At 52.1% G+C, this 24,628-nt stretch carries 20 protein-coding genes; 6 read left to right on the forward strand and 14 right to left on the reverse strand.

What is annotated here, in order from left to right:
- Positions 1-91: 91 nt before the first annotated feature.
- The 7 genes from JOD20_RS06070 to JOD20_RS06100 form a co-directional block, all read right to left on the reverse strand.
- Positions 92-901 carry a hypothetical protein gene (locus JOD20_RS06070; RefSeq protein WP_204754405.1) on the reverse strand — a complete coding sequence of 270 codons (810 nt, stop codon included), beginning with the start codon at positions 899-901 and terminating at the stop codon, positions 92-94.
- 718 nt (positions 902-1,619) lie between these two features.
- Entirely contained in the window at positions 1,620-3,188 is a 1,569-nt protein-coding gene (locus JOD20_RS06075; RefSeq protein WP_420828941.1) for an aldehyde dehydrogenase (NADP(+)), read from the reverse strand.
- On the reverse strand, positions 3,179-4,093 hold the full coding sequence (locus tag JOD20_RS06080; protein ID WP_204754407.1) for a dihydrodipicolinate synthase family protein: 915 nt from the start codon (positions 4,091-4,093) through the stop codon (positions 3,179-3,181). The genes JOD20_RS06075 and JOD20_RS06080 overlap by 10 nt, the downstream gene beginning before the upstream one ends.
- A complete protein-coding gene (locus JOD20_RS06085) occupies positions 4,090-5,316 on the reverse strand; it encodes an FAD-dependent oxidoreductase (protein ID WP_204754408.1) in 1,227 nt (408 codons plus the stop codon). Before JOD20_RS06085 ends, JOD20_RS06080 begins: the two co-directional genes overlap by 4 nt.
- Positions 5,306-5,548, reverse strand: coding sequence for a 2Fe-2S iron-sulfur cluster-binding protein (locus JOD20_RS06090; RefSeq protein WP_204754409.1), 243 nt, complete (start codon positions 5,546-5,548; stop codon positions 5,306-5,308). The genes JOD20_RS06085 and JOD20_RS06090 overlap by 11 nt, the downstream gene beginning before the upstream one ends.
- Positions 5,545-6,654, reverse strand: coding sequence for an NAD(P)/FAD-dependent oxidoreductase (locus tag JOD20_RS06095; RefSeq protein WP_204754410.1), 1,110 nt, complete (start codon positions 6,652-6,654; stop codon positions 5,545-5,547). The genes JOD20_RS06090 and JOD20_RS06095 overlap by 4 nt, the downstream gene beginning before the upstream one ends.
- Positions 6,651-7,580 (reverse strand): proline racemase family protein, encoded by a 930-nt coding sequence (locus tag JOD20_RS06100; RefSeq protein WP_239583746.1) that lies wholly within the window; start codon positions 7,578-7,580, stop codon positions 6,651-6,653. The genes JOD20_RS06095 and JOD20_RS06100 overlap by 4 nt, the downstream gene beginning before the upstream one ends.
- 276 nt (positions 7,581-7,856) lie before the next feature.
- On the opposite strand from JOD20_RS06100, the gene JOD20_RS06105 reads away from it, so the two are divergent.
- Positions 7,857-8,555 carry an AraC family transcriptional regulator gene (locus JOD20_RS06105; protein ID WP_338034174.1) on the forward strand — a complete coding sequence of 233 codons (699 nt, stop codon included), beginning with the start codon at positions 7,857-7,859 and terminating at the stop codon, positions 8,553-8,555.
- Here the strand turns inward: JOD20_RS06105 and JOD20_RS06110 are convergent.
- Positions 8,538-8,996, reverse strand: coding sequence for a redoxin domain-containing protein (locus JOD20_RS06110; RefSeq protein ID WP_204754412.1), 459 nt, complete (start codon positions 8,994-8,996; stop codon positions 8,538-8,540). The two genes, JOD20_RS06105 and JOD20_RS06110, sit on opposite strands and share 18 nt — an antisense overlap.
- 232 nt (positions 8,997-9,228) lie before the next feature.
- Between JOD20_RS06110 and JOD20_RS06115 the strand changes: the two genes are divergently transcribed.
- Both JOD20_RS06115 and JOD20_RS06120 read left to right on the forward strand, forming a co-directional pair.
- Positions 9,229-9,720, forward strand: coding sequence for a sigma-70 family RNA polymerase sigma factor (locus tag JOD20_RS06115; protein ID WP_204754413.1), 492 nt, complete (start codon positions 9,229-9,231; stop codon positions 9,718-9,720).
- The gene (locus tag JOD20_RS06120) at positions 9,707-10,882 is read left to right on the forward strand and encodes an anti-sigma factor family protein (RefSeq protein ID WP_204754414.1); all 1,176 of its coding nucleotides are present in this window, start codon (positions 9,707-9,709) and stop codon (positions 10,880-10,882) included. The genes JOD20_RS06115 and JOD20_RS06120 overlap by 14 nt, the downstream gene beginning before the upstream one ends.
- A 142-nt stretch (positions 10,883-11,024) precedes the next feature.
- Here JOD20_RS06120 and JOD20_RS06125 read toward each other — a convergent pair whose 3' ends face one another.
- The 3 genes from JOD20_RS06125 to JOD20_RS06135 form a co-directional block, all read right to left on the reverse strand.
- Positions 11,025-13,742 (reverse strand): chitinase C-terminal domain-containing protein, encoded by a 2,718-nt coding sequence (locus JOD20_RS06125; RefSeq protein WP_204754415.1) that lies wholly within the window; start codon positions 13,740-13,742, stop codon positions 11,025-11,027.
- A 382-nt stretch (positions 13,743-14,124) separates the two neighbouring features.
- Positions 14,125-15,360: a patatin-like phospholipase family protein gene (locus JOD20_RS06130; protein WP_204754416.1), complete on the reverse strand. Its 1,236-nt coding sequence runs from the start codon at positions 15,358-15,360 to the stop codon at positions 14,125-14,127.
- A gap of 62 nt (positions 15,361-15,422) precedes the next feature.
- Positions 15,423-15,929 carry a polyhydroxyalkanoate synthesis regulator DNA-binding domain-containing protein gene (locus JOD20_RS06135; RefSeq protein WP_204754417.1) on the reverse strand — a complete coding sequence of 169 codons (507 nt, stop codon included), beginning with the start codon at positions 15,927-15,929 and terminating at the stop codon, positions 15,423-15,425.
- A 181-nt stretch (positions 15,930-16,110) separates the two neighbouring features.
- On the opposite strand from JOD20_RS06135, the gene JOD20_RS06140 reads away from it, so the two are divergent.
- Together JOD20_RS06140 and JOD20_RS06145 are read left to right on the forward strand one after the other, a co-directional pair.
- Entirely contained in the window at positions 16,111-18,006 is a 1,896-nt protein-coding gene (locus JOD20_RS06140) for a PAS domain-containing sensor histidine kinase (RefSeq protein WP_204754418.1), read from the forward strand.
- Positions 18,007-18,282: 276 nt separating this feature from the next.
- Complete coding sequence (locus tag JOD20_RS06145; protein WP_204754419.1) at positions 18,283-19,704, forward strand: glutamine synthetase family protein; 1,422 nt, start codon at positions 18,283-18,285, stop codon at positions 19,702-19,704.
- 203 nt (positions 19,705-19,907) lie between these two features.
- Here JOD20_RS06145 and JOD20_RS06150 read toward each other — a convergent pair whose 3' ends face one another.
- Both JOD20_RS06150 and JOD20_RS06155 read right to left on the reverse strand, forming a co-directional pair.
- On the reverse strand, positions 19,908-20,726 hold the full coding sequence (locus JOD20_RS06150) for an expansin EXLX1 family cellulose-binding protein (protein ID WP_204754420.1): 819 nt from the start codon (positions 20,724-20,726) through the stop codon (positions 19,908-19,910).
- Between the two features lie 127 nt (positions 20,727-20,853).
- Positions 20,854-22,041, reverse strand: coding sequence for an MFS transporter (locus JOD20_RS06155; protein ID WP_204754421.1), 1,188 nt, complete (start codon positions 22,039-22,041; stop codon positions 20,854-20,856).
- Between the two features lie 400 nt (positions 22,042-22,441).
- On the opposite strand from JOD20_RS06155, the gene JOD20_RS06160 reads away from it, so the two are divergent.
- Positions 22,442-23,599, forward strand: a complete 1,158-nt coding sequence (locus JOD20_RS06160) for a DNA/RNA non-specific endonuclease (RefSeq protein ID WP_204754422.1) — start codon at positions 22,442-22,444, stop codon at positions 23,597-23,599.
- Between the two features lie 55 nt (positions 23,600-23,654).
- Here JOD20_RS06160 and JOD20_RS06165 read toward each other — a convergent pair whose 3' ends face one another.
- Positions 23,655-24,539 carry a roadblock/LC7 domain-containing protein gene (locus JOD20_RS06165; protein ID WP_204754423.1) on the reverse strand — a complete coding sequence of 295 codons (885 nt, stop codon included), beginning with the start codon at positions 24,537-24,539 and terminating at the stop codon, positions 23,655-23,657.
- Positions 24,540-24,628 lie beyond the last annotated feature (89 nt).

Consider the following 24,628-nt stretch of genomic DNA (forward strand, 5'->3'; position numbering starts at 1 on the left):
ACCTAGAGTTGTGGTACAATGCACGACGAGGCGTAGCGCGGGCTTGAGGTTTTCGAGCCCGAGGGAAGCGGGGAGAAGTTTACCCGCTGATTTAGCTCTGCTGTTGCAATCCCCGCCCAATTAATAAGCCCCCAACCAAGGCAATTAGCCCAAAACTTGCGACCCAAATAATCGATCCAAGGCTTGCCCACGGCACGCTCAGGTTCGCTGCGCCAAAATCAACCAGTGCTAAACCTGCAATTACGCCCAACCCTAGTACGACTTGGCTGCCACCAAGGGTCAATAATTCATGGCGATTCCCACCGCCAGCAACAATCCATGCACCAATTGCTCCCGTGATGAACAAGGCGCTATAAATTTGCGCATGAAAGGCATCGATTTTCCATGGCCAAAAAGCGGTTGCCCAGGCTGGCGCAACAATACAGGCCAGCCCATAGCCCGCTAAAACCACTGCTTCAATTAATAAGATGCTGCGCAACCAGCCAAGCGCTTGCGGATTGACCGCTGGCCAAGCCCGATACTGCCACCAATACCAACCCAAAACCACAGTTGGAATAGTGTAGATGATGAACCAGAGCCAGACAATTGGCCGCGCAAAATCAAAATTATTGAGCCACGCCAATGATGCTCCGGTGACAACCGTTGTAAAGGTAACTGCTTGGGGAATGGTCAAGCGCGCCACCGACCAATCATTGATAACGAGCGTCCAGATCACTGCCACCATTTCGGCAGCATAAACCGCGCCTAAAAAGCGGGTCGCAAATGGGCGCAAGGCCCACGGCCAACGCGGCCCAACCAAACTCGGGGCCAGCAACAACGAAACGCCAGCGATCAACACCAGCGCAACAATCACAAACATAATTCGAACCCATGGCGATAATTGAGGTTTTACGCTAGCCATCACACTGCTCCTGTTGGCAAAACTGCCGTCAGTCTAGCATGCTGCGCTTGGCTCTGACAATGATTGCTTGCTGATTTGATTTGGGGATCGGTTGTTGGGGGTCGGGGCCTTGGCTTTTGATCCACGAAGGACACGAAGAGCACGAAAGCGAGGTGGATATAGGCTCTCGGACAATCATTGGAGTTGGCGACATGCGGTTGGCACTGTACGGAATACCGATCCCCCATCCATGCTCCCTGACCCCTCGGGCGGAACCACGAAGGGGGAATAGAAAGATAGGAACAATCCAACACCTAAATATTTGGGGGTGCAGGGGGCTGAAAACCCCCTGCGTCTCCCGCTGGCGGGACGGAAGGGTGGTGAAACGAACGTGCATGAACCAGTGACGAAAACCACCAAGAACGCAAAGGACACGAAGTTTTGATCCACGAAGAGCACGAATGCGAGGTGGCTATAGGCTCTGAGGGTAAGCCGAGCCACTGAACCCTAGCCCCTTCATCCCTCATAATTCATAATTCATTCTTCGGTCGCTCTGCGCCTCTGCGTTAAATTGATCCACGAAGTGTGCGAAGTTTGGGGGTTATAGAATCACAGTAACAATCCAACACATAAACATTTGGGGGTGCAGGGGGCTGAAAACCCCCTGCGTCTCCCGCTGGCGGGACGGAAGGGTGGAAAACCTAAATCAAACCACCCAGCCTAGTTTTTAATTCAAGCATTAAGCATTGCTCCATTGCTCATCAACCAAGCGCCAAATAGCCTGCGGATTGGCATTTTGCAGAATGCTGGGCAAGCGTGATTCGCGCACATTATCGTAGCAGTGCAAGGCCGCAAAGCGCCGAATTGTCGCCGGAAAGCCAACTGCCGTCCAGCCTGCATGGCCAGTGGCCGGATATGGCCCACCATGGTTCATGGCCGAACTGACCGCCACGCCGGTTGGCATTTTATCGTTGAGCAACCGCCCAACCTTGGCGCGTAAACGTTCAGCGACGGTTTGATAAAACGCTTCATCTGTGCCATCGCTGCTGCTGTAGATGCTGCCCGTCAAATTGCCTTCAAGACAATCAAGCACTTGCAAAACCTCGGCTTGGTCGGCACACTCTACAATCAGGCTGACTGGGCCAAATACTTCGTGGCTCAGCGCTTGAGGATTGGCGAGAAAGCTGTTGCCTGCGACATACAGCAAACTATTGGCATAGCGATAGCCATCATCCAAGCCATGGCCGCCAACCAACACTTGTGCGCCAGCATCGTGCAACGCGCTAATGCCCTCTTCGATGCCTGCCAAAACGCCTTGATTAAGCAGCGTCAGACTGGGGTATTGGCTGAAGTGGGCTTTGGTAGCTTCAATAAATTCGTTGCTGGCGGCTGAATGTTCTAAAATCAACAAGCCTGGATTGGTGCAAAATTGGCCAGCACCCAACGTGCAAGAGCCAGCAAATTCGGCGGCAAGCGCTTCGGCACGCTCAGTCACAGCGCCTGCCAACATGACGACTGGGTTGATGCTCGACATTTCAAGGTAAATCGCTTTGCCCGCTTGATCGGCGGCAGCTTTGAGCGCCAAGCCTGCACGCCGCGAGCCAGTAAAGCCAATTGCGCCAATTAATGGATGACTGACCAGCGCCAAGCCCAATTCGTCGGGCAAGCCGTAGAGCAGTTGCACACTCGCTGCTGGCAAACCAACCGCCAAAACCGCCTCATGTGCCAATTGAGCCAAGCGTTCGGTGGTGGCCGGATGGCTTGGGTGACCCTTAGCAATCACGGCATTGCCTGCGGCGATGGCTGAGGCAAAATCGCTGCCAGCAATCGCATTGTAGGCAAATGGAAAATTATTCGGCCCAAAAATGGCAACTGGCGCTGCCAAACTGCCATACAACGAGCGAATATTGGCTTTTGTGTCGATCGTTGCTAATTCCCAGGTGTGGTTGCGTATGGCATTAGCAGCTTGACGTAATTGATTGACCGTGCGCGGCAATTCAACGCTGTTCAAGCGCGGCTCGATTGGCAAGCCTGTTTCGCTATGGGCTAGCTCAGTTAATTGTTGGCGATTGGCCTCAATCAAGTCGGCATAGCGTTCGAGAAATGTGGCGCGTTGCTCGGCACTGCTTTGCGCCAGTTCGCGTGAGGCTGCAACCCCCGCATTCAAGGCGAGTTCTAAATCACCACGCCCAGAAATTGGGTACTCGGTGGCGATGGTTTGGGCAGTTGTCGGGTTGGTTGCCTGAAAGCTGCCAACATAATCGCCAAGCTGCCATTCGCCGTTGATCAAAATAGGTTTCATGGCCATAACTCCTGCCGCTGCGCAAGGGCTTGTTCAATCACTGCAACTGCTGCTTCGCGCTCGGCTCCAACTAATTCAAGCCGTGGTGCGCGCACGGTTTCGCTGCCCATGCCGACCATAGCCTGCGTTAGTTTAATCAATTGGACAAATTTTGGCACGGTATCGAGCCGCAACAATGGCAAAAACCAAGCATAAATCGCCGCTAAACGTTCGCGATCGCCATGGCCTGCGCTAACGGCCTGCGCCAAGTGAAATAATTCGACTGATTCATGGGGAAAGGCATTAACCAAGCCAGCAATCCAGCCCACCGCACCAGCTGCAATGCCCTCAACAATCGCATTGTCAACCCCAACCAGAATTTCGAGCCGTTGCCCAAGCTCAGCCCGAATTGCCGTAACCCGCCGCACATCGGTGCTCGATTCTTTGACTGCTTGCACATTTGGGTGGCGCTCGGCTAATTCGCCAATTTGGCTGGGCACAAAATCGGTGCGATAGGCTACTGGATTATTGTAGATCATCACTGGTAGCTCGGTGGCGCTGATGACGGCGCTCATATGAGCTTGCATTTCGCGCCAATCGGTTGAATACAGGTATGGCGGCAGCACCATCAAACCTGAGCAGCCTTCGGCAGCAGCTAGTTGGGCCAGCTGACATGCTTCAGCGGTCGAAAGCGCTGCAATCCCGGGAATAACCGGATTCTTGCCAGCAACCTTGACACAGGTTTGCAGAATTGCCTGTTTTTCAGCAGCGCTCAGGGTTGCGCCCTCGCCTAGTGAGCCAAGCGGCACGATCCCCACACAGCCAGCATCCAACATCCAACGACAGTGCTCGGCCAAAAAACCATGATCAACGCTGCCATCGTGATTAAAACGGGTGGTAATTGCCGGAATAACTCCATGCCACATGCTCATACTGACTCCATTACTAAATCGGCGACGCTGACCGGATGAATCGGAAAGCGCACGCTATCTTGACCCCAACCGAATAAATATTGCGTTGCGCTGCTGCAAACTCGGCCTTGGCACACGCCCATGCCACAGCGGGTTTGGAGTTTGGCGCTGCGCCACGATGGCTGATTTTGCAATTGTTCAAATGTCACATCTTCGCAACGGCAAACTAATGTATTGGCCTGTGCAAGTTGACGTAATTCTGGTCGTAATGCAAAACTTGTTGCTAATTGTTGGCTAAATTGGCGGGCTTGAGCTTGCTTGTGGGCCAATTGGCTGGCCGCCTGATAATTGCCAGTTGCCGCAAAGCCAGCAATTTGGCCTTCGACGATTGCTTTATCTTCGCCGCCGATGCCAGTTAATTCGCCAGCAGCATAGATATGATTGACACTGGTTTGTTGGCCGCGATCAACCAGCACAAAACTGTGCTCAAGTTTGCAACCAAGCTGTTGCGCTAGCTCGGTGTTGGCAATTAAGCTCCAGCTACAGGCCAAATAATCGCATTCGATGCTGTGATGATTGCTTAACCGCACCTGTTGCACTGCGCCAGCGCCCTCAGCTGCCACGACCCATGTATTTGGGTAAAACGGCGTATTGCGCAACATTGCTATGCTTTGGGCTGCTTGCCCAATTTTGCTTGGATAGCCAGCCAAACTCCGACCAAACCGCAGTAATTGACCCAATGGCGCTTGCTCAACCACGGCTTTAACGATTGCGCCACGCTGTTTTAGCTGGCTAGCGACCGCAACCAGCAACGGGCCGCTGCCTGCAACGACGACGTTTTTGCCTGCAATCGGCAAACCACCTTTGACCAAGGCCTGCAAGCCGCCAACTCCCAGCACTTTGGGCAGCGTCCAGCCAGGAAACGGCAAGAACAATTCTCGCGCACCGTTGGCCAAAATCACGCGATCAAACGCGAGTTGTTGCGGGCCGTTCGGCGTTGCCAAAAACAAGTGATCGGCGTTTGCACCAATTACATGGGTTTTATTGAGATAACGCAGTTCTGTCTGCTGAGCAAACAAATGTTGATAACGCTTTGGCGCAGCGTGTGTTCCACCACGCCAAATCTGGCCACCAGCCTGATCATATTGATCGATCAGAGTGACATTGGCCTTGCTTTGGCTTGCGCTCCACGCGGCGGCCAAGCCCGCTGGCCCAGCCCCAACAATCACCAGATTAAGGCTCACACTGCACCTCCATGCCCTCGGAGCATTGTTGCAAGCAGGCCAGTTGATGAGCTTGCTGGTTGATTGTTACGCGGCACTCGCCACAACTGCCCATGCCACAGACGGCCATGCGCGGCTCGCCACTAACCGAGCGCCGATTGGCGATGGCGTTGGTCATCAGCACGGCGGCGAGATTGCTGTGCTCAGCAACCTGATAGCGTGTGCCATTGATTGAAATGTGAATTTGTTTCATCGTTGCTCCTGCTGCAAGCCGCGTGGCAGGTAGGGTTGAAGATCGAGCGCTGCTGGGCGGTGCAACATTTGGTCGGCCAACAGGCGGGCGCTGCTCAAGGCGGTCGTAATTCCCAAGCCTTCGTGGCCAACATTCAGCCATAATCCTGCCTGCTCAGGATGCTGGCCAATTAGCGGCAAGCCGTCGGGCGAAGCGGCGCGCACGCCAGTCCAAGTGCGCAGGCAACGCACATCGGCCAGCGCTGGCACATAGTCAATTGCTTTGCGCAACATTGTGCTTAATAACTGTTGATCGATTTGGCGATCGGTGCGATCAAACTGGCGCGAGGAGCCAATTAACAATTGGCCGTTGGGCCGTGGCTGAAGGTTGAATGCCACCGAATCGCCGCTACTGGCATGGGCGTTTTTGATGTAGCTTAATTCGACCAGCTGATGCTTGATCAAATTGGGATAGCGCTCGGTAATCACCAATTGGCCGCGTTTGGCGCGAATTGGCAACTCTGGCAATAGCTCAATGCAACGCTGGCCATTGGCAATCACAATCGCATCGGCATGCAGTTGGCGGCCATCGCTCAGCTGTACAGCATTGGCTTGAATGCTGCGAACTTCGCCGTACACCAGTTTGGCGGCGTGCTTCTCAGCTTGTTGCCACAGGTAAACGGCGCTTTTTGGTGGATAGACCACACTATCGTTTGGCACCAATAAGCCACCGACCAAGCCCGCTCGTAGCGCTGGTTCGTGGGCATAGAGTGCTGCTGCATCCAAGATTTCGCAGGGAATTAGATGCTGGCGATAGACCGCTGCTTTTTCAGCAACCAATTGCCATTCTTCAGCATCGGTGGCAACCCACAATGTGCCACATTCATGATATTCGTGGCGTTGTGGGTGCGCGGCGGTGAGCGTTTGCCACAATTGCTGGCCATACAAGGTGAGCTTTAATTGCGCTTCGCCCTCATCCATCACCACAATATGGCCCATGCCTGCCGCCGTTGCCCCGCTGCCAAGGCAATCGCGCTCGATGAGGGTAACTTGTACGCCAGCTTGGGCCAATTCCAGCGCTACGGCACAGCCTACAATCCCGCCGCCAACGATGATTGCGCTGCTCATTGAATCCCCCAGCGAAATGGATCGGCCTCGTGCAAAATGAGCTGGCCTTCGAGCGTAACATAGGCCGAGCCAGTAATTTTGGAGATAATTGCCTCGCCCTCGTGGCGATATTTGGCCTCAAAGCGGCTGCCGATGATGCTTTCTTGCACCCAAGTTGTGTTTGGCGCAAGTTTGCCATCGGCGGCGAGGCAGGCCAATTTGGCGCTCGTGCCCGTGCCACAGGGCGAACGATCGTAGGCCTTGCCCGGGCAGAGCACAAAACTGCGGCTGTTGGCTCCTTCAGCGCCAGCCCCAAATAATTCGATATGATCGATTAGGCCGTTGTTTGCGCCCGTAATCTTGGCTGCTTCGAGGGCTTGGCGAATTTGCCAGCTAAAATTTGTCAGTTGCTCAACATTGGCCAAACTGAGATCTTGACCATGGTCGTTGACCAAGAAAAACCAATTGCCGCCCCAAGCAATATCGCCATGAATTCGGCCAGGATTCGGTAGATCGAGCGCTACATTGGCTTGATAGCGGTAACTTGGCACGTTTTCGATCGTGGCTTGGCCGTCGGGGTGCAAGGTTGCGCTGACAATCCCGACGGGTGTTTCAATCAGATGCTCGCCAACCCCGATTTTGCCGAGGTGGGCGAGGGTTGCAACCAAGCCAATTGTGCCATGGCCGCACATGCCCAAATAACCAACATTATTAAAGAAGATCACGCCTGTGCAACAGCGTTGGTCGCTTGGTGGACATAAAATTGCGCCCACCAACACATCGGAGCCGCGAGGCTCGTTGACAACCGCCGAGCGTAGCCAATCGTAATTTTGGGCTAGCACATCACGTTGTTGAGCAACGCTGCCGCCGCCAAGCTCAGGGCCGCCAGCAATCACGATGCGAGTTGGTTCGCCAGCGGTATGCGAATCGACAATGGCAATGCGCATTATGCCTCCTTGTAGCGAGGGGTCGGGGGTCAGGGGCTGGGGATCAGGATCGCGTGCTGTGCCAACCGTCTGTTGCCAACCCTCAATGATTGTCCGAGAGCCAAAAGCCAATAGCCAATAGCCCATCCTCTTCGTGGATCAAAACTTCGCGTCCTTCGCGCTCTTCGCGGTTCCAACTCCCGATGCCCAACTCCTACAATAGCGGGTTTATGGCAATTTGTCTTGTACAATTAGGCTATGCAGCATGCGGATTTTTGCACAATTGAGTATCCAGATGTGGCGCAACTTGTGCCCTTGTTTGATCTATTGCCCGATGTGGTGTTTTTCTGCAAGGATCGGGCGGGGCGTTATAGTGTGGTCAATGAAACCCTGCGTTTGCGCTGTGGTTGTCTCAGTAAGCAGGAATTAATTGGGCGATTGCCCGAAGATTTATTTCCGTTGGAGTTGGGGGCGAGTTATGCCAGCCAAGATCAGCAGGTTATTCGCTCTGGCTGCGCGCTGAATCATCGCTTAGAGGTGCATATTTACCCAAATTTGCAGATGGGTTGGTGTGTGACCCACAAACGCCCGTTGCGCGATCGCAATGGCAACATTATGGGCTTAATTGGGATTTCGCGCGATCTGCGTAGCCCAAATCGCAATGCCCCAACTTGGCGGCGGGTTGCTAGCTCAATTGATTATTTAAACGAATATTTTGCTGAAATAACATCAATTCAGCAATTAGCAACGCTTGCCCAACTATCATTGAGCCAATATGAACGAGCAATTCAACAGATTTTTGAATTAACCCCCAAGCAACTGCTGATTAAAACCCGCATTGATGCCAGTATTAATCTGTTGGCTGGCGCTGATTCGATTGCAGCGATTGGCTTGGCCTGTGGCTATGCTGATCATAGCGCGTTTTCGCGTCAATTTCGCTTGATTACGGGCCTCACGCCGCGCCAATATCGCCAACTGCTAGGCTGTAATGCTTGAGTTGTAGTAATTCAACATTTTGACACAGGCTAAAAGTTCATTGATTGGCAATTGTTGCTCATCGTTTTGGGGCACAAAGCGAAAAACAGCGGTGATTGAGCGTGGTGGCAAGACCAAAATGCCACCTTGCAATTCGAGTTGTTCGCTGGCGAAGCTATAGCTGCGAAACACATCACCATTAGGATCGCTGAGCACAGGATAGATTGGCTGGAAATGCTGAATAAATGCGTTTAAATGAGCGGGATTCGTTTTGGTTAAAATGACTGGTTGGGCTTGTAACTGACGGAATTGCGTCTGTTGCGCTTCCATCGTGCGTAGCATCTGTTGCGAACTGGCATCGACCGAATGACTAACGAAGATTGCCACAATCGGTTGCTGCTGATTTAATTTATGCCACATCGTTGACCGATAATCATGGGTAAACAACGTCAGATCACTCATTAGGAACTATGACCTCAGTACTAATAAATCGCTTGATAACTGTACGTGCTCAACCTTACGAATAAACTTGCGGTACTGGTTTCATGCACATTTGAGCAATTTTGGATAATTGCGATTCTGCCTGTCCATTTTTGGGCGAGCTGTTCGTCATTAATTGCAGACAGCATGCTACCGCCGGGGCAAGCAGCCTATGATTATTCCTTATGTGCACACAACCGAACGAGAGACGGCAGTGACCCAAGTCATAAGCCAATGGTTTGATGACTATCACGATGCAACGTTTCGCTATCTGACGCGAATTGTGGGGCAACCTGAACAGGCAGCCGATTTGGTGCAAGAAACCTTCCTCCGCGCTATGAAGGTGCTTGATCCAGCGGTTTTGCCAGCGGTTCCCCAAGCATGGCTCTTTCGAATTGCCAGCAACCTCGCCTTGGATCACCTGCGACGGCAACGCCGTTGGAGTTGGTTTATGCGTAGCTGGCAACCAGAGGCCAATAATTTCGCCCAGAATGTTGAAATCACTCAAGCCATCCGTGGTTGCTTAGCCAAACTCAAACCCCAAGATGCAGAAGTGCTCTTGATGGTCCATTACGCTGGCTGTAGTCCAGCAGAAGTCGCCAAATTAAACGGTGAAGAATTAGGTGCAGTCCGCAAACGATTATCACGGGCCCGTGATCGTTTTCGGAGTTTATATGAGGAGGAACGTGGCCATGAAGTGTCATGATCTTCAGCCGCTCCTCAGCGATTGGCAACACCTGACTGAGGATGAGTGGCAAGTGGTGAATCAGCACGTTGCTGCATGTGCAGCTTGTCGCCAAGCACTTCGTCAGCAGCAAACAACCAGCCAGTTGTTAGAACAGTTGCCAACCAGCACGCTCCACCTTACGACCGAACAGGTGCGGACGATCCGTGCCAAGCTTGGAGTAACAACAATGATCCGAACAAAAACGATAATGATGTGGTCTTTTGCAGTGGGCCTGATGTTTTTGATTGCTGGCGGAGTCTGGGCAGTCAAACCAGTTGAGACTGGCAAAAATGTTGAAGTAGCTTCAGTTGTGACGCGCACGGCGCGGCCAACCCAAGTTGCGACCGCTCGGCCAACCTGTGTGCCAAGCACAACCAAACCGTGTGAGCCGAGTGTTCCAACTAGCGTGCCAACCCAAGTTGCGACGGCGCTGCCAACCTGTGTGCCAAGCACGACTAATCCATGTGGGCCAAGCGTGCCAACTGCGTTGCCAACGCAATTACCACCAATCGGCACAACTTGGCCAACGCTTGTGCCAACCAGCACGTCAACGCCAGCTTGTGTGCCAAGTACGACCAATCCATGTAATCCAACCGTGCCAACAACTGTGCCAACCCAAGGCCCCCCAACGGCTACCCCAGCGGGCCAACAGCCAACGGCTGTGCCGCCAACGGCAACTCCAGTGGGCCAAGAGCCAACGGCTGTGCCGCCAGATCCAACTGCGGTTCCAACGAGCGAGCCACAGTATCCAACCAATACGCCATTGCCGTGTAATGGTGCTGTTTGCCCAACGATTGTTCCACCAGCAACCAGCACGCCATTGCCCTGTGGCGCTACGGTTTGTCCAACAGTGCCACCACCAGTAACCAGCACGCCAGCACCATGTGGCGCTACGGTGTGTCCAACCGAGGTACCAACGGAAGAACCAACGGCATTGCCGCCAGTAACCAGCACGCCAAATACCTGTACAACGTGCCCAACCGAGCTGCCAACGGCCTTACCTCCAGCTACGGCAACGGTGGTTCCAACCAGCCCGCCGCATAACCCAGCCGATCCAACGCCAACGCCAACCAGCACAGTGCGGCCAACGGCAGTGCCACCAACTGGCCCAACGCCACCACCAACCGCCCGTCCTAACTAAATCAAGCTTAGGTCCATGCTAGTTAAACAAAATCCACGCCTGCAAGCTAGCTTGCAGGCGTGGATTTTTTTAGGAGCTAAAAAACCGCAGCGCCATGCACTCTAGGCCAGTGCATGGCGCTGCGGCTTGAACAATGGCGAGCTTAGTTGGCGCGCCAGAGCGCTGGAACGTTGCTTGGCTCCCAGCCTGGCAACGAGGTGTGGGTTTGCAGACAGGTATAAATGATGCCGTTATAGCTTACTTTTGCCCCAGCTGCATAGCTCACATTAGCTGCCCATGGCTGCACGCCAGTGGTATTGGTTGGGGTAGCGCTTGGTTGCACTGGGGTGTTGGTTGGCCGTGGTGTGCTGGTCGCTGGCACGGCTGGCGTATTGGTTGGCCGTGGTGTGCTGGTTGCTGGCACAACAGGCGTATTGGTTGGGTTGCCCCCACCACAAACACCTTGATCCTGCCAAACTTGAGCATTGCCCGGGGTTTCATTTTGCGTCCACCATTGGGCAAACCATTGACGATTGTTGTACGAAACCAAATCGCCACGCAGATAGACTTTGCCGCTCTCCCATGCTGGCGCAGTACACGTGCCCGGTTGAGTTGGCGTTGCGCTTGGGGCAGGTGTGCGGGTCGCGGTCGCAATTGGCGTGCGGGTTGGCGTAGCGGTTGGGCCAACTGGCGTGCGCGTTGCCGTTGCAACTGGCGTATTGGTTGGGTTTCCAACCGTTGGCGTTGGGCCAACCACCGTGCCACGTGGATAATCGCTGACCAAGCCATAGGTCGTGTTGTTAAAGTTCACAGTCCAGTTCGATGGCGTGCTCATTGGCAGATAGTAGACGAAATCAATCGTTACACTCTCGCCTGGAGCAAGGGTTTGCCAGCCCGGGAATTTGAATTGAATATGGTTGAAATCGCCGCGCAAGCCACCAGCATTGCTGCCAGTGTGGCCGCTGCTCGTCACGGTAAAGCCAAAGCCCGATTGATCCTTGGCATTGTTGGGAGCCGAGGTGCCATAATCAAATTCAAAGGTTGCGCCGCCTGGAATCGTCACATTTGAGTTGTTGGTTATCACCATTTTGGGGCTAATTGGATAGTTGTTATCGCCAATTGGCCAGTTGGTGAAATCGACCTTGATGTTGAGCAAATTGCTGGGCAGCGTGCGATTGGCTTTGTTGGCTCCATAGGCTGGCGCGCTGCGGAACTTGTCATACAGCAGACTGGTCAAGGTATCGCCCATGAAATATTCGCCTTGGCCGTTGTTGCGCTCGGCGTGCCAATCGTAGTCCCCTGAAAGCTCCCAGAACATGATCCCGCCTAAGCCTTTGTTGACCACATAATCGGCTTTGGCTCCCAGCGATTGCTCATCTTCAGTTGAGATAAAGACGCGCTTTTGGCTATTCCAAAGCCATGGCGCAACCAATGAGCTGCTGTAGTTGCGGACATATGTGCCAGTCAAGCGATCTTCTGGGTCGGTGGCTGGGTTCAGGCCAAATTGGCTGATGTAGCTGCCTGCAAGGCCTTGTTCGAGGTTTTTGGCGTGCCACATTGGGTTTGCGCCAGCGCCAACTTCTTGGCCATTTTCGGTATCGTGCCAAATGTTGTCGATGCCGCGTGCGCCATCACCACACTTGGTCAAGCCAATCGGACAATTTGAGCCAACCGCTGTGCCCCACAAACCATTTGTGCCACCATTGACATTTTTGAAGCCACGGGTGTAATAAGGCACGCCGATGTTGATTCGGCCCGCTGGCATGCTGCCACGGAAGTAGTGGTACGACCAGTCGGTGTTGAGATAGCCGATGCCGCCATATTGGGCTGTGGTATAAACTCCAGCCGCAGCTAATTCTGCATCTTTGCCATCATCATACAGCGAAGCGTTTGGCCCAACATACTCGTTCCATGCACCGTGCAAGTCATATGACATAACATTGACATAATCGAGATATTGGGTTACTTGGTAGGTTTCCATGCCGCGCAGCAAGTAGCCCGATGAGGGCGAGGCAATCGTCAGCATGTAATATTTGCCATCGGCAGCCCCCGCAGCGTCGAGCTTTTCGCGCAAGGTTTTCATCAAGGCCACATAGCCTTTCATCAGGCTAGCGCGGCGGGGGTTGGCATAGACCCAATCCAGCGGATGGCCAGCGTCTTTCATCGAGGTTGGATATTCGTAGTCAATATCGACCCCGTTGAAATTGTAGCCGCGCAAGAAGCCAACCACTGAATCGGCAAAGGTATTGATGCCTGCGGTATTGACGCTGTTGTCGGCGTTGACGGTTAGGCTGAAGAAACCACCATCGCTAATCCGATCACCATTATCGCCAAAATAACCGCCAGTTTCTGCCCAACCACCGACCGAAATCAGCGTTTTAACGTTGGGATTCTGGCGTTTGTATTGGGTCAGCAGGTTGAAGTGGCCTTTGTAGGGCAAGGCTGGGTCCATTTCAGCGCCAGCAACGCCGGGCCAAGTCATGCCAATCGAGGGGTTGGTGGCGGTGTTGCTACCAACCGAGATGCGGCTGTTTTGAATGTGAGCAAAGGCATAATTGATGTGGGTGATTTTATTCCAAGGAATATTGTTGACGAGGTATGCTGGCTGACCATTCGTGCCAGTGCGCCAACTTGGAAAATAGCCAATAATCCGGCGTGGGTGATCGCTACCCATTTTTTCGCGGCCAGCGGTATCGTAAATGGCACAATAGGGTGTGTCGACTCCAGCGGTTGGAACCATCCCATCAGGCCGACAGTCTGCATTGCCTGCCGCTTGCGTTGGCGTGCCACGCGTTAGCAACATTCCCGCCAGCAGAGCAAGAGTGATGGTGAGCGAAAATGCTCCGCGCAGCTTGGCCGTCCTTCGGTACGCAACATCCATGACATTCCTCCATTGATTGTCATTTTGGCCTATGGACTAAAACCTTACTTATTTCATTGAAATTATAAAGATTTTATAAAAAATTAATGAATTTGTCAAGTGGAGGTTAAAAAGAGCATAGAGCAAAGAGCATAGAACATAGGGTTGATTGGATTGGTAATCAAGAACATGCCCTCACCCCCAGCCCCCTCGCCCACGAAAACGCGGGCGAGGGGAGCCGACTATTTCACAAAGGAATTGGGAGAAAACCACGATGTTAAAGCCCCTCGCCCACTGCGTGGGAGCGGGTTGGGGCAAGATCGTTTTCTACTAACATTTTCGTAATCAGAAAGCCCCTCGCCCGCGCACGGGAGAGGGGTTGGGGCGAGGGGATCAATCGCAATTATTCCAAGTTGCCAAGCCGCGCATCGAGATCATCGAGGGTGTGGGCGAGGTTGGCCGTGCGCCAGCTTTTTTGGGGGTTGGTCAGGCGCTTGCCATTGGGATCGCGGGCAAGTAACGAGTGCACGGTTTCGGCATCGTCGCTGGCAAACAGATGATGCAGCTCTTTAGCAACCCGTTGGCGGCTGATTTGTACGCCATGCTTGGCCAAAATCGCCTTGTAATCTTGATATTGGTCGGCCATGCGAATCGTGGCCGATTCGTAGCCATGGCGAGCCAGCATCATTCGCTCGTCATAATGCAGCACATGTTCGCCAAACACCGTCGCATCATCAGCCCGTGGCTCAATCAAAATAATATCGACATCTGGGTGTTGCTGGCGCAGTTTTTTGATGTGATAGTGTAAACCAGCCTGAATAAAGGTGCGAAATACTTGGTTGCCAATCGCCTGAATTCCTGCATCGGCGATGCGGCTGCCAAGCTGTTGCTTGCGATTATCAAAGGCAACCAGTGGATTGACACAGACAATCAATTTGGCTCCACGATCAATCGCCACATCGAGACTGGCCGTGCCACGCACGCCACCATCAATATAATCAACGCCATTGATCCGCACTGGCTCATAGACAATCGGCATCGCGCTTGATGCGGCGACTGCTGCCGAAATTGGCACATTGCGCAGATTGCCCTCGCCAAACACCGCCCGATCGCCGCTATCAAGCTCGGTTGCTACGATATACAGTTCGCGTTGCAGCTCGGCAAAGTGGTTGCTACCACGTTCGGCCAAGAAATTGCGCAGATAGCGCTCTAAACTATTGGTTGAATAAATGCCGTTGGGCAAGCCTTCGAGCATCTTCCAAGCCCAATCTAAGGGCGCAAAATCGCGTGGATGGCGCAAAGTTTCGATTGCGCGTTGGGCCAAAAGCCGTGGCAAGCGTCGTCCGCGTTTGACTAAGCCACGCAAATTGAGCGCCAAAATTTGGTCGCGTTGCAGGCGTTTGGCATCGGGCAAGGCCCCTTCGAGAATGCGCAGCAACTCGCGGGTCGTAATGCCATTGGCCAGACACGAGCTAATTAAACTGCCTGCGCTGGTGCCAACATACATATCAAAATCATTAATTGTGAGGGTTGTGAGGAGATCATCGATGGCGCGGAGTGCACCAATTTCGTAAACAGCTCCAGAGATGCCACCACCGGCAAGAACGAGCGCGCGTTTAGATGGGGTTGAATTCTTCATTGATCGTGGCCTCATTGCCATTGGCGATACGTCGGCAAACGAATCGGAGAAACGGCGATTGCTTATTTATCCTGTAACAACTGTTCAACTAAATTGGCAAGTTGCTCAACTTGACCTTTCAAACGTTCAACATCAGAGCGATCGGGCAGATTTTCGGCATGCGCATGGCCCGAATCATTGAGCAATAATTGGCCCATTCGTTGACATAATTCTTCGCTAATTTTGCCTTCATCAAGCAAATGTTCAAGCCGCAAGCGAATTTCGGCCTCAACAATTTGGCTGCCACCAAGCGATTGGAACAGGTTGCGCCGCATCTGTGAGAGCGTCTCACCGCTGGTTTGAATCAGATCGGATAAGAGCGGAATTGGCAGCGGGCCTGAACGGCGGCCTTTGTTGTTGAGCAAAATTTGCGATAACGTTTGCACCGTCAAATCTTCGCCAGTAACATTATCGACCACCCGAACATCGCTGCCAGCGCGGATTAACTTGGCGATGCCATGCAAGGTAATATATTGTTTGGCATTGGTATGGTAAAGCTTACGATTGCCATATTTCTTAATTAATTCCACAACGCCTCCTGCGATCTGAATTGTGCTGCGGGAAACTCATTATAGCATGGTCGTTGCTTGCTGCTGTGCAGTGCGTCATAAATGATACGCTTGCTTTAAACTACTTGGATCGTTGGGCTTCTCATACTACAATAGGGCTTAGACCGAAGGCTTGAAACTTGTGTTGTGAGGACGAGACTCTATGCCTCAGAAACTGAAATGGCCGCTAACCAGCGCCTGGCAACGCCGTTTGATCAAAGCGACCCGCCGTAAAGATGTGACGCTTGAGCAATTTCCGGTTGGTTTGGTCTGGTTTCAAGGTTCTCAGGTTTTTTTCAATCAAGTAGTTACGGCGATGATTGGCTATAGCAACGCCGAAATTACCACTGCCGAGCAATGGTTTGAGTTGTTGTATCCAACTGAAGCTGCCAGTATGCGCCAATTATATGCAACTGCCTCAGCCTCAAGCTTAGGCCAAACAATTCAAGGCTTTATTGTTAATCGTCAACGTCAAAGTTGTCTTTTGGAATGCACCTTGGCGGCACATGGCCCGCGCCAAGTGTGGTTGGTGCGCGATATTACCGAGAGCAATCGGCTTGAACGCTTGATGCTGCAAACTGAGCAAACCGCTCATGTTGGGGGCTGGGAAATTGATCTGCGCACCAACCAAGTGTATTGGACGCGCGAAATGTATCGTATTTTAGATACAACGCCGCTTGAATATACGCCGACAATTGAGAATCAGAATTTTTTTCATACCAATGCTACGCTTATTCAGCTAGAGTCAATTTTTCGTCAGATGATCGAGCAGCGTGGTTCGTTTGATCTGAGCCTCGAAATGCGCACCTTTCGTGGGCGCACGTTTTGGGGGCGTTTTACCGGGCGCGTTGAGCTAGAGTTTGGCCAGCCCATCAAAATCTATGGCTCGTTGCAGGATATAACTGAGCATCATCAATTAAATGATGCGCTGCGCATGGCTGAGCGCGATTATCGCACAATCTTTGAAACAACCAAAATTGGGATTTTTCGCATAACCCTTGATGGTCGGGTGTTACGGGCCAATCCGGCTTTGGTGCGCTTAGCAGGCTTTGTTCACGAACATGAATTGGTCGATTATGTGGCCGATCTCAACACGATGTATGTTGATCCTGAGCGCTTTGAATATTTGCGCGAGCTGCTGCAAACCAATGGCGGGTATGATGAAATTGAGTCGGAAGTTTATCGGCCTGCGAATGGCGAACGGATTTGGATTAGCGAAACCTCACGCTTGGTGTATGCAGATGATGGTTCGGTGCTCTATGCTGAGGGCACGATTCAAGAAATTACCGCTCGCAAACAAGCAGAAGAAGCCTTGCGCCATGCCCGCGATGCTGCTGAAGCGGCTAATCGCGCCAAAAGCACATTTTTGGCCAATATGAGCCACGAGCTGCGCACGCCGCTAAATGCAATTATTGGCTATAGCGAATTGCTGATGGACGACACCGATTTTAGCGATCCCAGCATGCTTGACGATTTTCGTCATGATATTGGTCAGATTAACGATGCAGGCCACCAATTGCTCAACTTGGTCAATGATGTGCTTGATTTGGCCAAAGTTGAGGCTGGTAAATATCAAATTGCTGCCGAAACGTTTGATTTGAATGGATTAGGCCATGAATTAATTGCCACAATTAGCCCAATGGCCCATAAAAATGCCAATAGTCTTGCGTTTGAGCCAAACAAACAATTGCCATTAATTCACACTGATCGGGCCATGCTGCGCCAGATTTTGCTTAATCTTTTGAGCAACGCCGCAAAATTTACCAAACAAGGTAGCATCAATTTGAGTGTGAGTTTTGACCCAGCCAGCCAGCATGTGCAATGTCGGGTGAGCGATACTGGGATTGGCATGACCAACGAGCAAATATTGGGTTTGTTTGAGCCGTTTACCCAAGGCGATGCCTCGACGACGCGGCGTTATGGCGGCACGGGCTTGGGCTTGGCGTTATGTCGCCATTTTATCGAGCTATTGAACGGCACGATTCAGGTTGAAAGCGTGTTTGGCCAAGGCTCGATTTTTACCATTATTTTTCCATGCTTGGTCGAGGTGGTTGATTAGGCAGATTGCTACAATCACTGTTTCGTATATAACCCGCCATGCGGCCTCTAGCGACAAGCAATTAGCAAAGCTTTTGTGCAACTTGTACAAATAGCGCAATTTAAACTTTGGGTAGATTACACAAGTTCTGGTGTGATGGGATTGCGTATAATGCGACCTAGTTGAATGGATCGCGCGTTCCTTGGCCATATCCCTGAATGTTCCAAACCCACTACGAAGCCTCCATGCTCGCGGGACACCGAGTATGGCTTTGTTAGTAACAAAGGATGACACACCATGACACTTCGCGACTTTCTCGAAATTCCCTACGAAGAGTTGGAAGAACTGAACCTCGCTGCCAAAGCTCAACGGGTTGCCCGCACGTCACTGGACAAGTTGCAAGAAGAGCGCATGCGCTATTTGAACGACGAACGCCGCATCAAAGCGGTGACCGTTTGTTTCACCGACCTTGAAGGCCGCTTGCACATGCTCGATTACGACAAAAAATTCTTGTTGAAATCAGCTGATAACTTGACCTTTGATGGCTCTTCAATCCGTGGTTTCTCGCAACAATCAGAATCCGACTTGCGCTTGGGCATCGATTGGGGTGCATTCTACTGGTTGCCAGCAGATATTTTTGGGCCTGGCAAAGTGTTGGTGTTTGGTCAAGTGCTCGAACGCGATGGCTCAGTCTATGCAGCCGATTTCCGCGCCCGCTTGCAAGCCTACACCGCTGAATTGTTGGCCAAAGAAGGCATCGTTTGTAACGTTGCTAACGAAATTGAAGGCTTCTTGTTCAAGGGCCGCAACGCCGAGCAACACTACCGCGATACCGGCCACTTCGATTTGGTCAGCACTGGTGGCTACTACAACTCATTGCCTGGCGATCCGCTGCGCTTGTTCATTGATGCTGCTGCTGAAGCTCAACGCGCAATGGGCTTTGAAAATGAAAAAGATCACCCAGAAGTTGCGCCTTCACAGTTCGAAATGAATTATTCCTACACCGAAGCCTCGGTCGCAGCCGACCAAGTGTTGCTGTATAAATTGATTTGTCGCCAATTGGCCTACAAACTCGATTTGACCGCCAGCTTCTTGCCCAAGCCCGTAACTGGGGTCAACGGCAGCGGGATGCACACCAACATGTCATTGGCCAAGGGCGATACCAACTTGTTCTACGATGCCAATGGCGAAGAAGGCTTGTCGGAATACGGCTGGAACTATGTCGACCGCATTTTGACCAGTGGCTTGGATCTGTGTTTGTTGTTGAACGCCAGCGTCAATTCCTATCGCCGTCTCGACCCACACTACGAAGCGCCAAACCAAATCAAGGCTTCGGCAATCGACCGTGGTTCGATGGTGCGGATTCCATTAGGCAACGCTCGTTCAGCGCGGATTGAAGTGCGCTCGATTGCTCCCGATGCCAACCCATACATGGCAATTTACGCTCTCTTGAAGGTCGGCTTAGAAGGGCCAAAGGCCGATTTGTCAGTTCGCAAGGGCGCAAAAGTATTGCCCGACAACATTTACGATGCAATCGAATCGTTCCAATCGAGCGAAATCATCGCTTCAGTCTTGGGCGAAGAAATTCAAGCTAAGTACGCTGAACTGAAGACGGCCTCAGCTGATCGCTGTCCACATCGCTTGGGCACGTTGATCAAGCGCTCGGAAGTTCAATTCCACCACGAAGTAACCAATCAATACCTCTGGAGCAAGTTCTAAATTTTTGGAGCGAGCTACGGTCAAGGCCCAGTGCAATTGCGCTGGGCCTTAGTGTTTTAAGGTTCCCTCACCCCAACCCCTCTCCCACGGTGCGGGCGAGGGGCTTTAATGCTCTGGTTCTCCCTCAATTCATTGGTAAAAAAGAGTCGGCTCCCCCTCGCCCGCGTTCAGTGGGAGAGGGGGCAAGGGGGTGAGGGGATTAGCTATTTCCGCGTATATGGCAACCAAACGTGTTCGGTGAGGCTTTCGGGCGGCACAGTTGGGCGCGGCGTTGGGCTTGGGGTTGGGGTTGCTGAGCCTGGTGGCGCAACATAGGGGAATTGCTGCTGGCCTGGTCTCGTTACGTTATCGCCAAGTGCAATATTCTCATCAACAATCACATTGCCATAGACATCAGTGGTGCGAAAGCTATAGGGGCCAGCACCCATGCCAGTTTCGGCAATAAAATAATTAAAAATAAAGCGCGGAGCCACTTTATATGGCGCTTGGCCCATCCGATACTCAAATTTGGCAATGGCATTGCGATGATTGCGCAGGTGCACCGCCGTCCACCATTGATTGCTACCATCTTTAAAATGATAGCCAACCTTGCCCGTGGTGGCTGGATTGCTGATTAGTTGCCATGTGATTGGCACAATTCCATCAACCCGCCGCGCAATCCGATCGAACGCTTGCGGGCTAAGGTCGATATGTCCAGTTTGGCATTCAGGGCAGCGGTCGGTAATTTGTACTGTGACCGATCCCAAGGGACCAGTGATTTTAACCATCGCGCCACAATAATCCGCCGTGGCATAATCGGGATTATTCATCGCGCCAAACAACAAATCGCTTGGCAATGGCAGACTGCAATTGCCCAAGCCCGTTGCAGTGTAATAGGTGGCCTTGCCTTGGCGCAGCGCCCATGGATTGGTGATGGTGGCTGGGCTTTGGGCAAAGCTTTGCTGCTGCCAAGCATAACTCCCAAACACAACGATTAACAAACTTGCGAACAATAGCCAACGAATCATGGTTCGAGTGTGCATACGAATGACCTTTAACTAATAATTAATAGTTGCCACTCTACGCAATGCTGTCGTTGCTGTCAAGTCGGGCTAAAATACAAAACAGCACCACTTTTGCAAAGTGATGCTGTAACGCAGCAAACGCCAATTAGGCGATTGTGGCGGCTGGCTTGAACCAATTCAATTTGAGGCCCAGCCCAACCACCAAGGTTGCCAAACCAATGCATGTGCCAGCCACAATAAAGACCAATTGTGGCCCTGAAACATCGAACATATAGCCGCCAGCTTGGGTTGCCAACAACGGCGATAAGCCGCCGCCGATGGCGCTAATCAGGCCTTGGGCGGTTGCCAATAAGTTGGTTGGAATCCGCTCGGTAATCAGGCGAATAATTGCAACTGAATACAAGCCAAAGCCACAAGCCCGAAACATGCCAATGGGAATTAACATCCAAGCTTCGCTGACCATACCGCTGCCAATAAAGCCCAGCCCAAGAATTAAGGTGGCAATGGCAAGGGTTTTGGCGGTGCCAAAGCGCGCAATCACCCGATCAGCCTTCAACATGACTGGCACTTCGGTGCTGGCAATTACACAGGGCAAAATGCCAAGCATCATCGTGCTGCCACCGCTGAGTTTTTGAATCAAATTGCCATCGAACATCGAAACCATGCTGAAGGCTGCGCCGACCAAGCCCGTGATAATCACAATTGCGATAAAGGCTGCATCGCGCGGCGCTTTGGCTGGCTTGACGGTGGTTTTGCGCAATTCTGGGGTGTGATCAAGGCTATTGGCAACAATCGCAACCAAGCCTGTCATACACCCAGTCAAAATAAACATAGTTGGGTAGCCAGTTTTGGCCCACCAAATGCCGCCTAATAATGAAGTTACGGCGTAGCCAACCGACCCCCAGAGCCGCAATTTGCCATACGCCAGCTGATGGCGCACCGCCATGCCCGCAATCATACTATCAGCCAAGGGCGCGATCGGCCCGCGAGCCACCGCCAACAGAACCATCACTGGCAAGATGGTAAAGAAACTAGTTGGAAATGCCAGCGCAATTTGGCTCAAGGCGGTGAACGCCAACATACTCAGCAATAATTGCACATGCCAGCCCCGCCGATCAGCCGTTGCTCCTACCAAGGGATTAAACAACAGCACCGCCAACGGGCTAATCGCCCCAAACATGGCAATTTGTTGGCCATTTAAGCCAAGGTTGGTAAAGTACACATTGATAAATGGCACGTACATGCCAACGCTTGACCAAAAACACAAATAATACAGACTACCCCGAACCCCGGGCCGTGCATTCGACCGCCAGAGCGCCAAACGGCTGCCCATACGCTGACTCCTCATAGATTCCAACAGGTTTTCGCCGTGATTTGTAAGGCCATGCTGAGAATTTTGGGCATACAACAAAGCTGACGAGCGCTACGCCTGCCTCGCCAGCTTCATTGCCGCGTTGTTTGCATCTGTAGATTGCAAAAAAACGAGCGCTTTCTGGAGCAACTCGTTTTTGCAAAGCATGTGTCTTACTTCACTTCTGTAACGATACAGCTAATTTCTAAAATTGCAAGTATGATCATATAACGGCTTTGTTGTAGGCCTATATCCCCCATACAGGTGAGGCCAGCGCTAGGCAGGATTTTGGTGGTTATGCGCTGCTGATTTATGCCTAGACAGCTATGGTACAGTATGCAAGCTATTCATCATACTTTCATTGCGAAAGGACATTGCTGTCATGACTGGTCTGCGTCGGCTTTTTGGTCTGCTCATTTTAGGACTGTTGGCGCTGGGCCTGCGTCAACCAACCACCCAAGCGGCTCCCAACGATAGTTTACACCTCACGCTGGGCAATCCTAGCAATGCGGTCAGCGATCCCTTGGTGCCAGATAATTATTTAATCGAACGCACGCAATATGCTATGGCCTACCAACGCGATGCTGGCATTCCAGCTTGGGTTAGTTGGCACTTGGAAGTGCAAGATCTTGGTAGCACTTCGCGCGGCGATTTTGTGGCTGATTCAAGCCTGCCAAGTGGTTGGTATCGGGTGCAGCCAGGCGATTATAGCGGCAGCGGCTATGACCGTGGCCATATGATCCCCTCAGGCGACCGCACTGTCTCACGGGCTGCCAACGATCAAACCTTCATCATGTCGAATATGATTCCCCAAGCGCCTGATAATAACCAAGGCCCGTGGGCCAATTTGGAAAATATGTGTCGTACATGGGCGCGGGCTGGCAACGAACTCTACATTATGACTGGTGGCTATGGCACAAAAGGCACGATTGCCAGTGGTCGGGTGAACATTCCCGCCTTCACCTGGAAGGTGATTGTTATCCTGCCTGTGGGGAATGATGATGCTAATCGCGTTGCCACCAATACTCGGGTGATCGGCATTTGGATGCCCAATAATCAAGGAATTCGCAGCAATGCTTGGGAGCAATATCGGGTCAGCGTCGATTATATTGAAAGCATGACTGGCTTTGATTTTCTCTCGAATGTGCCAACCGCAATTCAAAATTTTGTTGAGGCCCAAGTTGATGGCTCGCCAGCGGTAACGGTTACACCAGGCACGGGTAGCCCAACCGCGACCCGCACGGCCACGGCAACCCCAAGTGCGACCCGCACGGCCACGCCAAGCGTGACGGCAAGTGCAACCAGCGCGGTAACTCCTGCAACTGTTTCGGCCACCGCAACCCGCACGGCCACGCCAGCAGTGAGCGTCACCGCTAGCCCAACTGATAGCGGCCCGCCAAGCTTTACTTTTACCCCAACGCCTTCGATCACGCAAACAGCTTCGCAAACTCCAGTCGTAACTGCGAGTGCCACGCCCTCAGCGAGTGCAACTGTGGCAATTCCTCAAGTGCAGATCTTCTTGCCCTACGTTACCAAATAGCTAAAAAAAACGGCATCCCGCTACATGCTAGCGGGATGCCTCGATTGTGCATTCATTAGGCTGCCAATAGCTCCGTCAATGGGCGCTCCATATCAGCAACATTGAGCCAAAAAAGCCCAAGATTGGCATGTGGCTGGAGCAAGGTAATCAAAATATGGCTATGAACTGGGCGAATAATGCACAATCCTTCAGCAGTGCGAATAATGCTTTCTTCGGTTTGGCCTAAAGCGGCGCTGTGGGCTACTTTATCGGCGATGCGTAACCATGGCCCGCTAATCGCTGCCAATTGTTCAGGGCTAATCTTGGCTGGCAAGGTTGAAACCAGCAGTTCGCCGTTGGTGTCGATTAAGGCTGTGCCAATAATGTCGTGATTGGTATTCAGCGCAAGCTGCTCAAACAGGGCTTGCACTTTGCTCACTTGATCAAAGGTTGCGGTGATATATTCTTTTTGCACAGAGCTGTTGGTGGGCAATGTGCCACCCAAGGCGGTCATGATTCGGTGGATTGATTCTGATTTATGCATGTTGTAACTGTCTACTATGTAATGGTTTGAACGATTTAAGGCAGTGCGAAGGTGGTCGGATACGGCTGCTTGCTGCGTTACCAACAACATAATTGGCCCAGCAACCGATTGTTGAAGCTGATCGGCAAGCTCAAGCATCGCCTCATTATCAGCACTTGGATCGATTAATACAAGACAACCGTTGACGGTTTGGGCAAGCTCATGAATGATTGGGCTAGCACTCGCAGGAATTCCATACCATACCGAAGGTTGTTCGGCGTAGTCCAAATGGCCTATATCCATGAGTACGCTGCTTTGGCTGCTCTGGATGTTTGCTCCATCAAGCTCGTGACTGCTCCACGTGTCACAAATCGACTGAATAAATCTGGTTTTCGGCTCTGCTTCAGCGCCAACGACCAAGATGCGCTGGGTTGTCATTGCTACGATGCTCCTTGATTGGCGTTGATGTTGGCAATTGAGCGTCAAGCCGTTTCAAAAATAGCGTTTGAATGCAGTCTAGATCAATT

Source organism: Herpetosiphon giganteus (assembly GCF_016907925.1).
Taxonomy (GTDB): domain Bacteria; phylum Chloroflexota; class Chloroflexia; order Chloroflexales; family Herpetosiphonaceae; genus Herpetosiphon; species Herpetosiphon giganteus.

Bases quoted from the DNA above. Each gene is read 5' to 3' on its own strand.
- JOD20_RS06120 (WP_204754414.1), top strand. From the start codon at position 9,707: ATGAAGTGTCATGATCTTCAGCCGCTCCTCAGCGATTGGCAACACCTG.
- JOD20_RS06095 (WP_204754410.1), bottom strand. From the start codon at position 6,654: ATGAGCAGCGCAATCATCGTTGGCGGCGGGATTGTAGGCTGTGCCGTA.
- JOD20_RS06160 (WP_204754422.1), top strand. From the start codon at position 22,442: ATGACTGGTCTGCGTCGGCTTTTTGGTCTGCTCATTTTAGGACTGTTG.
- JOD20_RS06150 (WP_204754420.1), bottom strand. From the start codon at position 20,726: ATGCACACTCGAACCATGATTCGTTGGCTATTGTTCGCAAGTTTGTTA.
- JOD20_RS06110 (WP_204754412.1), bottom strand. From the start codon at position 8,996: ATGAGTGATCTGACGTTGTTTACCCATGATTATCGGTCAACGATGTGG.
- JOD20_RS06145 (WP_204754419.1), top strand. From the start codon at position 18,283: ATGACACTTCGCGACTTTCTCGAAATTCCCTACGAAGAGTTGGAAGAA.
- JOD20_RS06070 (WP_204754405.1), bottom strand. From the start codon at position 901: ATGGCTAGCGTAAAACCTCAATTATCGCCATGGGTTCGAATTATGTTT.
- JOD20_RS06155 (WP_204754421.1), bottom strand. From the start codon at position 22,041: ATGGGCAGCCGTTTGGCGCTCTGGCGGTCGAATGCACGGCCCGGGGTT.
- JOD20_RS06100 (WP_239583746.1), bottom strand. From the start codon at position 7,580: ATGCGCATTGCCATTGTCGATTCGCATACCGCTGGCGAACCAACTCGC.
- JOD20_RS06130 (WP_204754416.1), bottom strand. From the start codon at position 15,360: ATGAAGAATTCAACCCCATCTAAACGCGCGCTCGTTCTTGCCGGTGGT.
- JOD20_RS06140 (WP_204754418.1), top strand. From the start codon at position 16,111: ATGCCTCAGAAACTGAAATGGCCGCTAACCAGCGCCTGGCAACGCCGT.
- JOD20_RS06165 (WP_204754423.1), bottom strand. From the start codon at position 24,539: ATGACAACCCAGCGCATCTTGGTCGTTGGCGCTGAAGCAGAGCCGAAA.
- JOD20_RS06080 (WP_204754407.1), bottom strand. From the start codon at position 4,093: ATGAGCATGTGGCATGGAGTTATTCCGGCAATTACCACCCGTTTTAAT.
- JOD20_RS06125 (WP_204754415.1), bottom strand. From the start codon at position 13,742: ATGGATGTTGCGTACCGAAGGACGGCCAAGCTGCGCGGAGCATTTTCG.
- JOD20_RS06090 (WP_204754409.1), bottom strand. From the start codon at position 5,548: ATGAAACAAATTCACATTTCAATCAATGGCACACGCTATCAGGTTGCT.
- JOD20_RS06075 (WP_420828941.1), bottom strand. From the start codon at position 3,188: ATGGCCATGAAACCTATTTTGATCAACGGCGAATGGCAGCTTGGCGAT.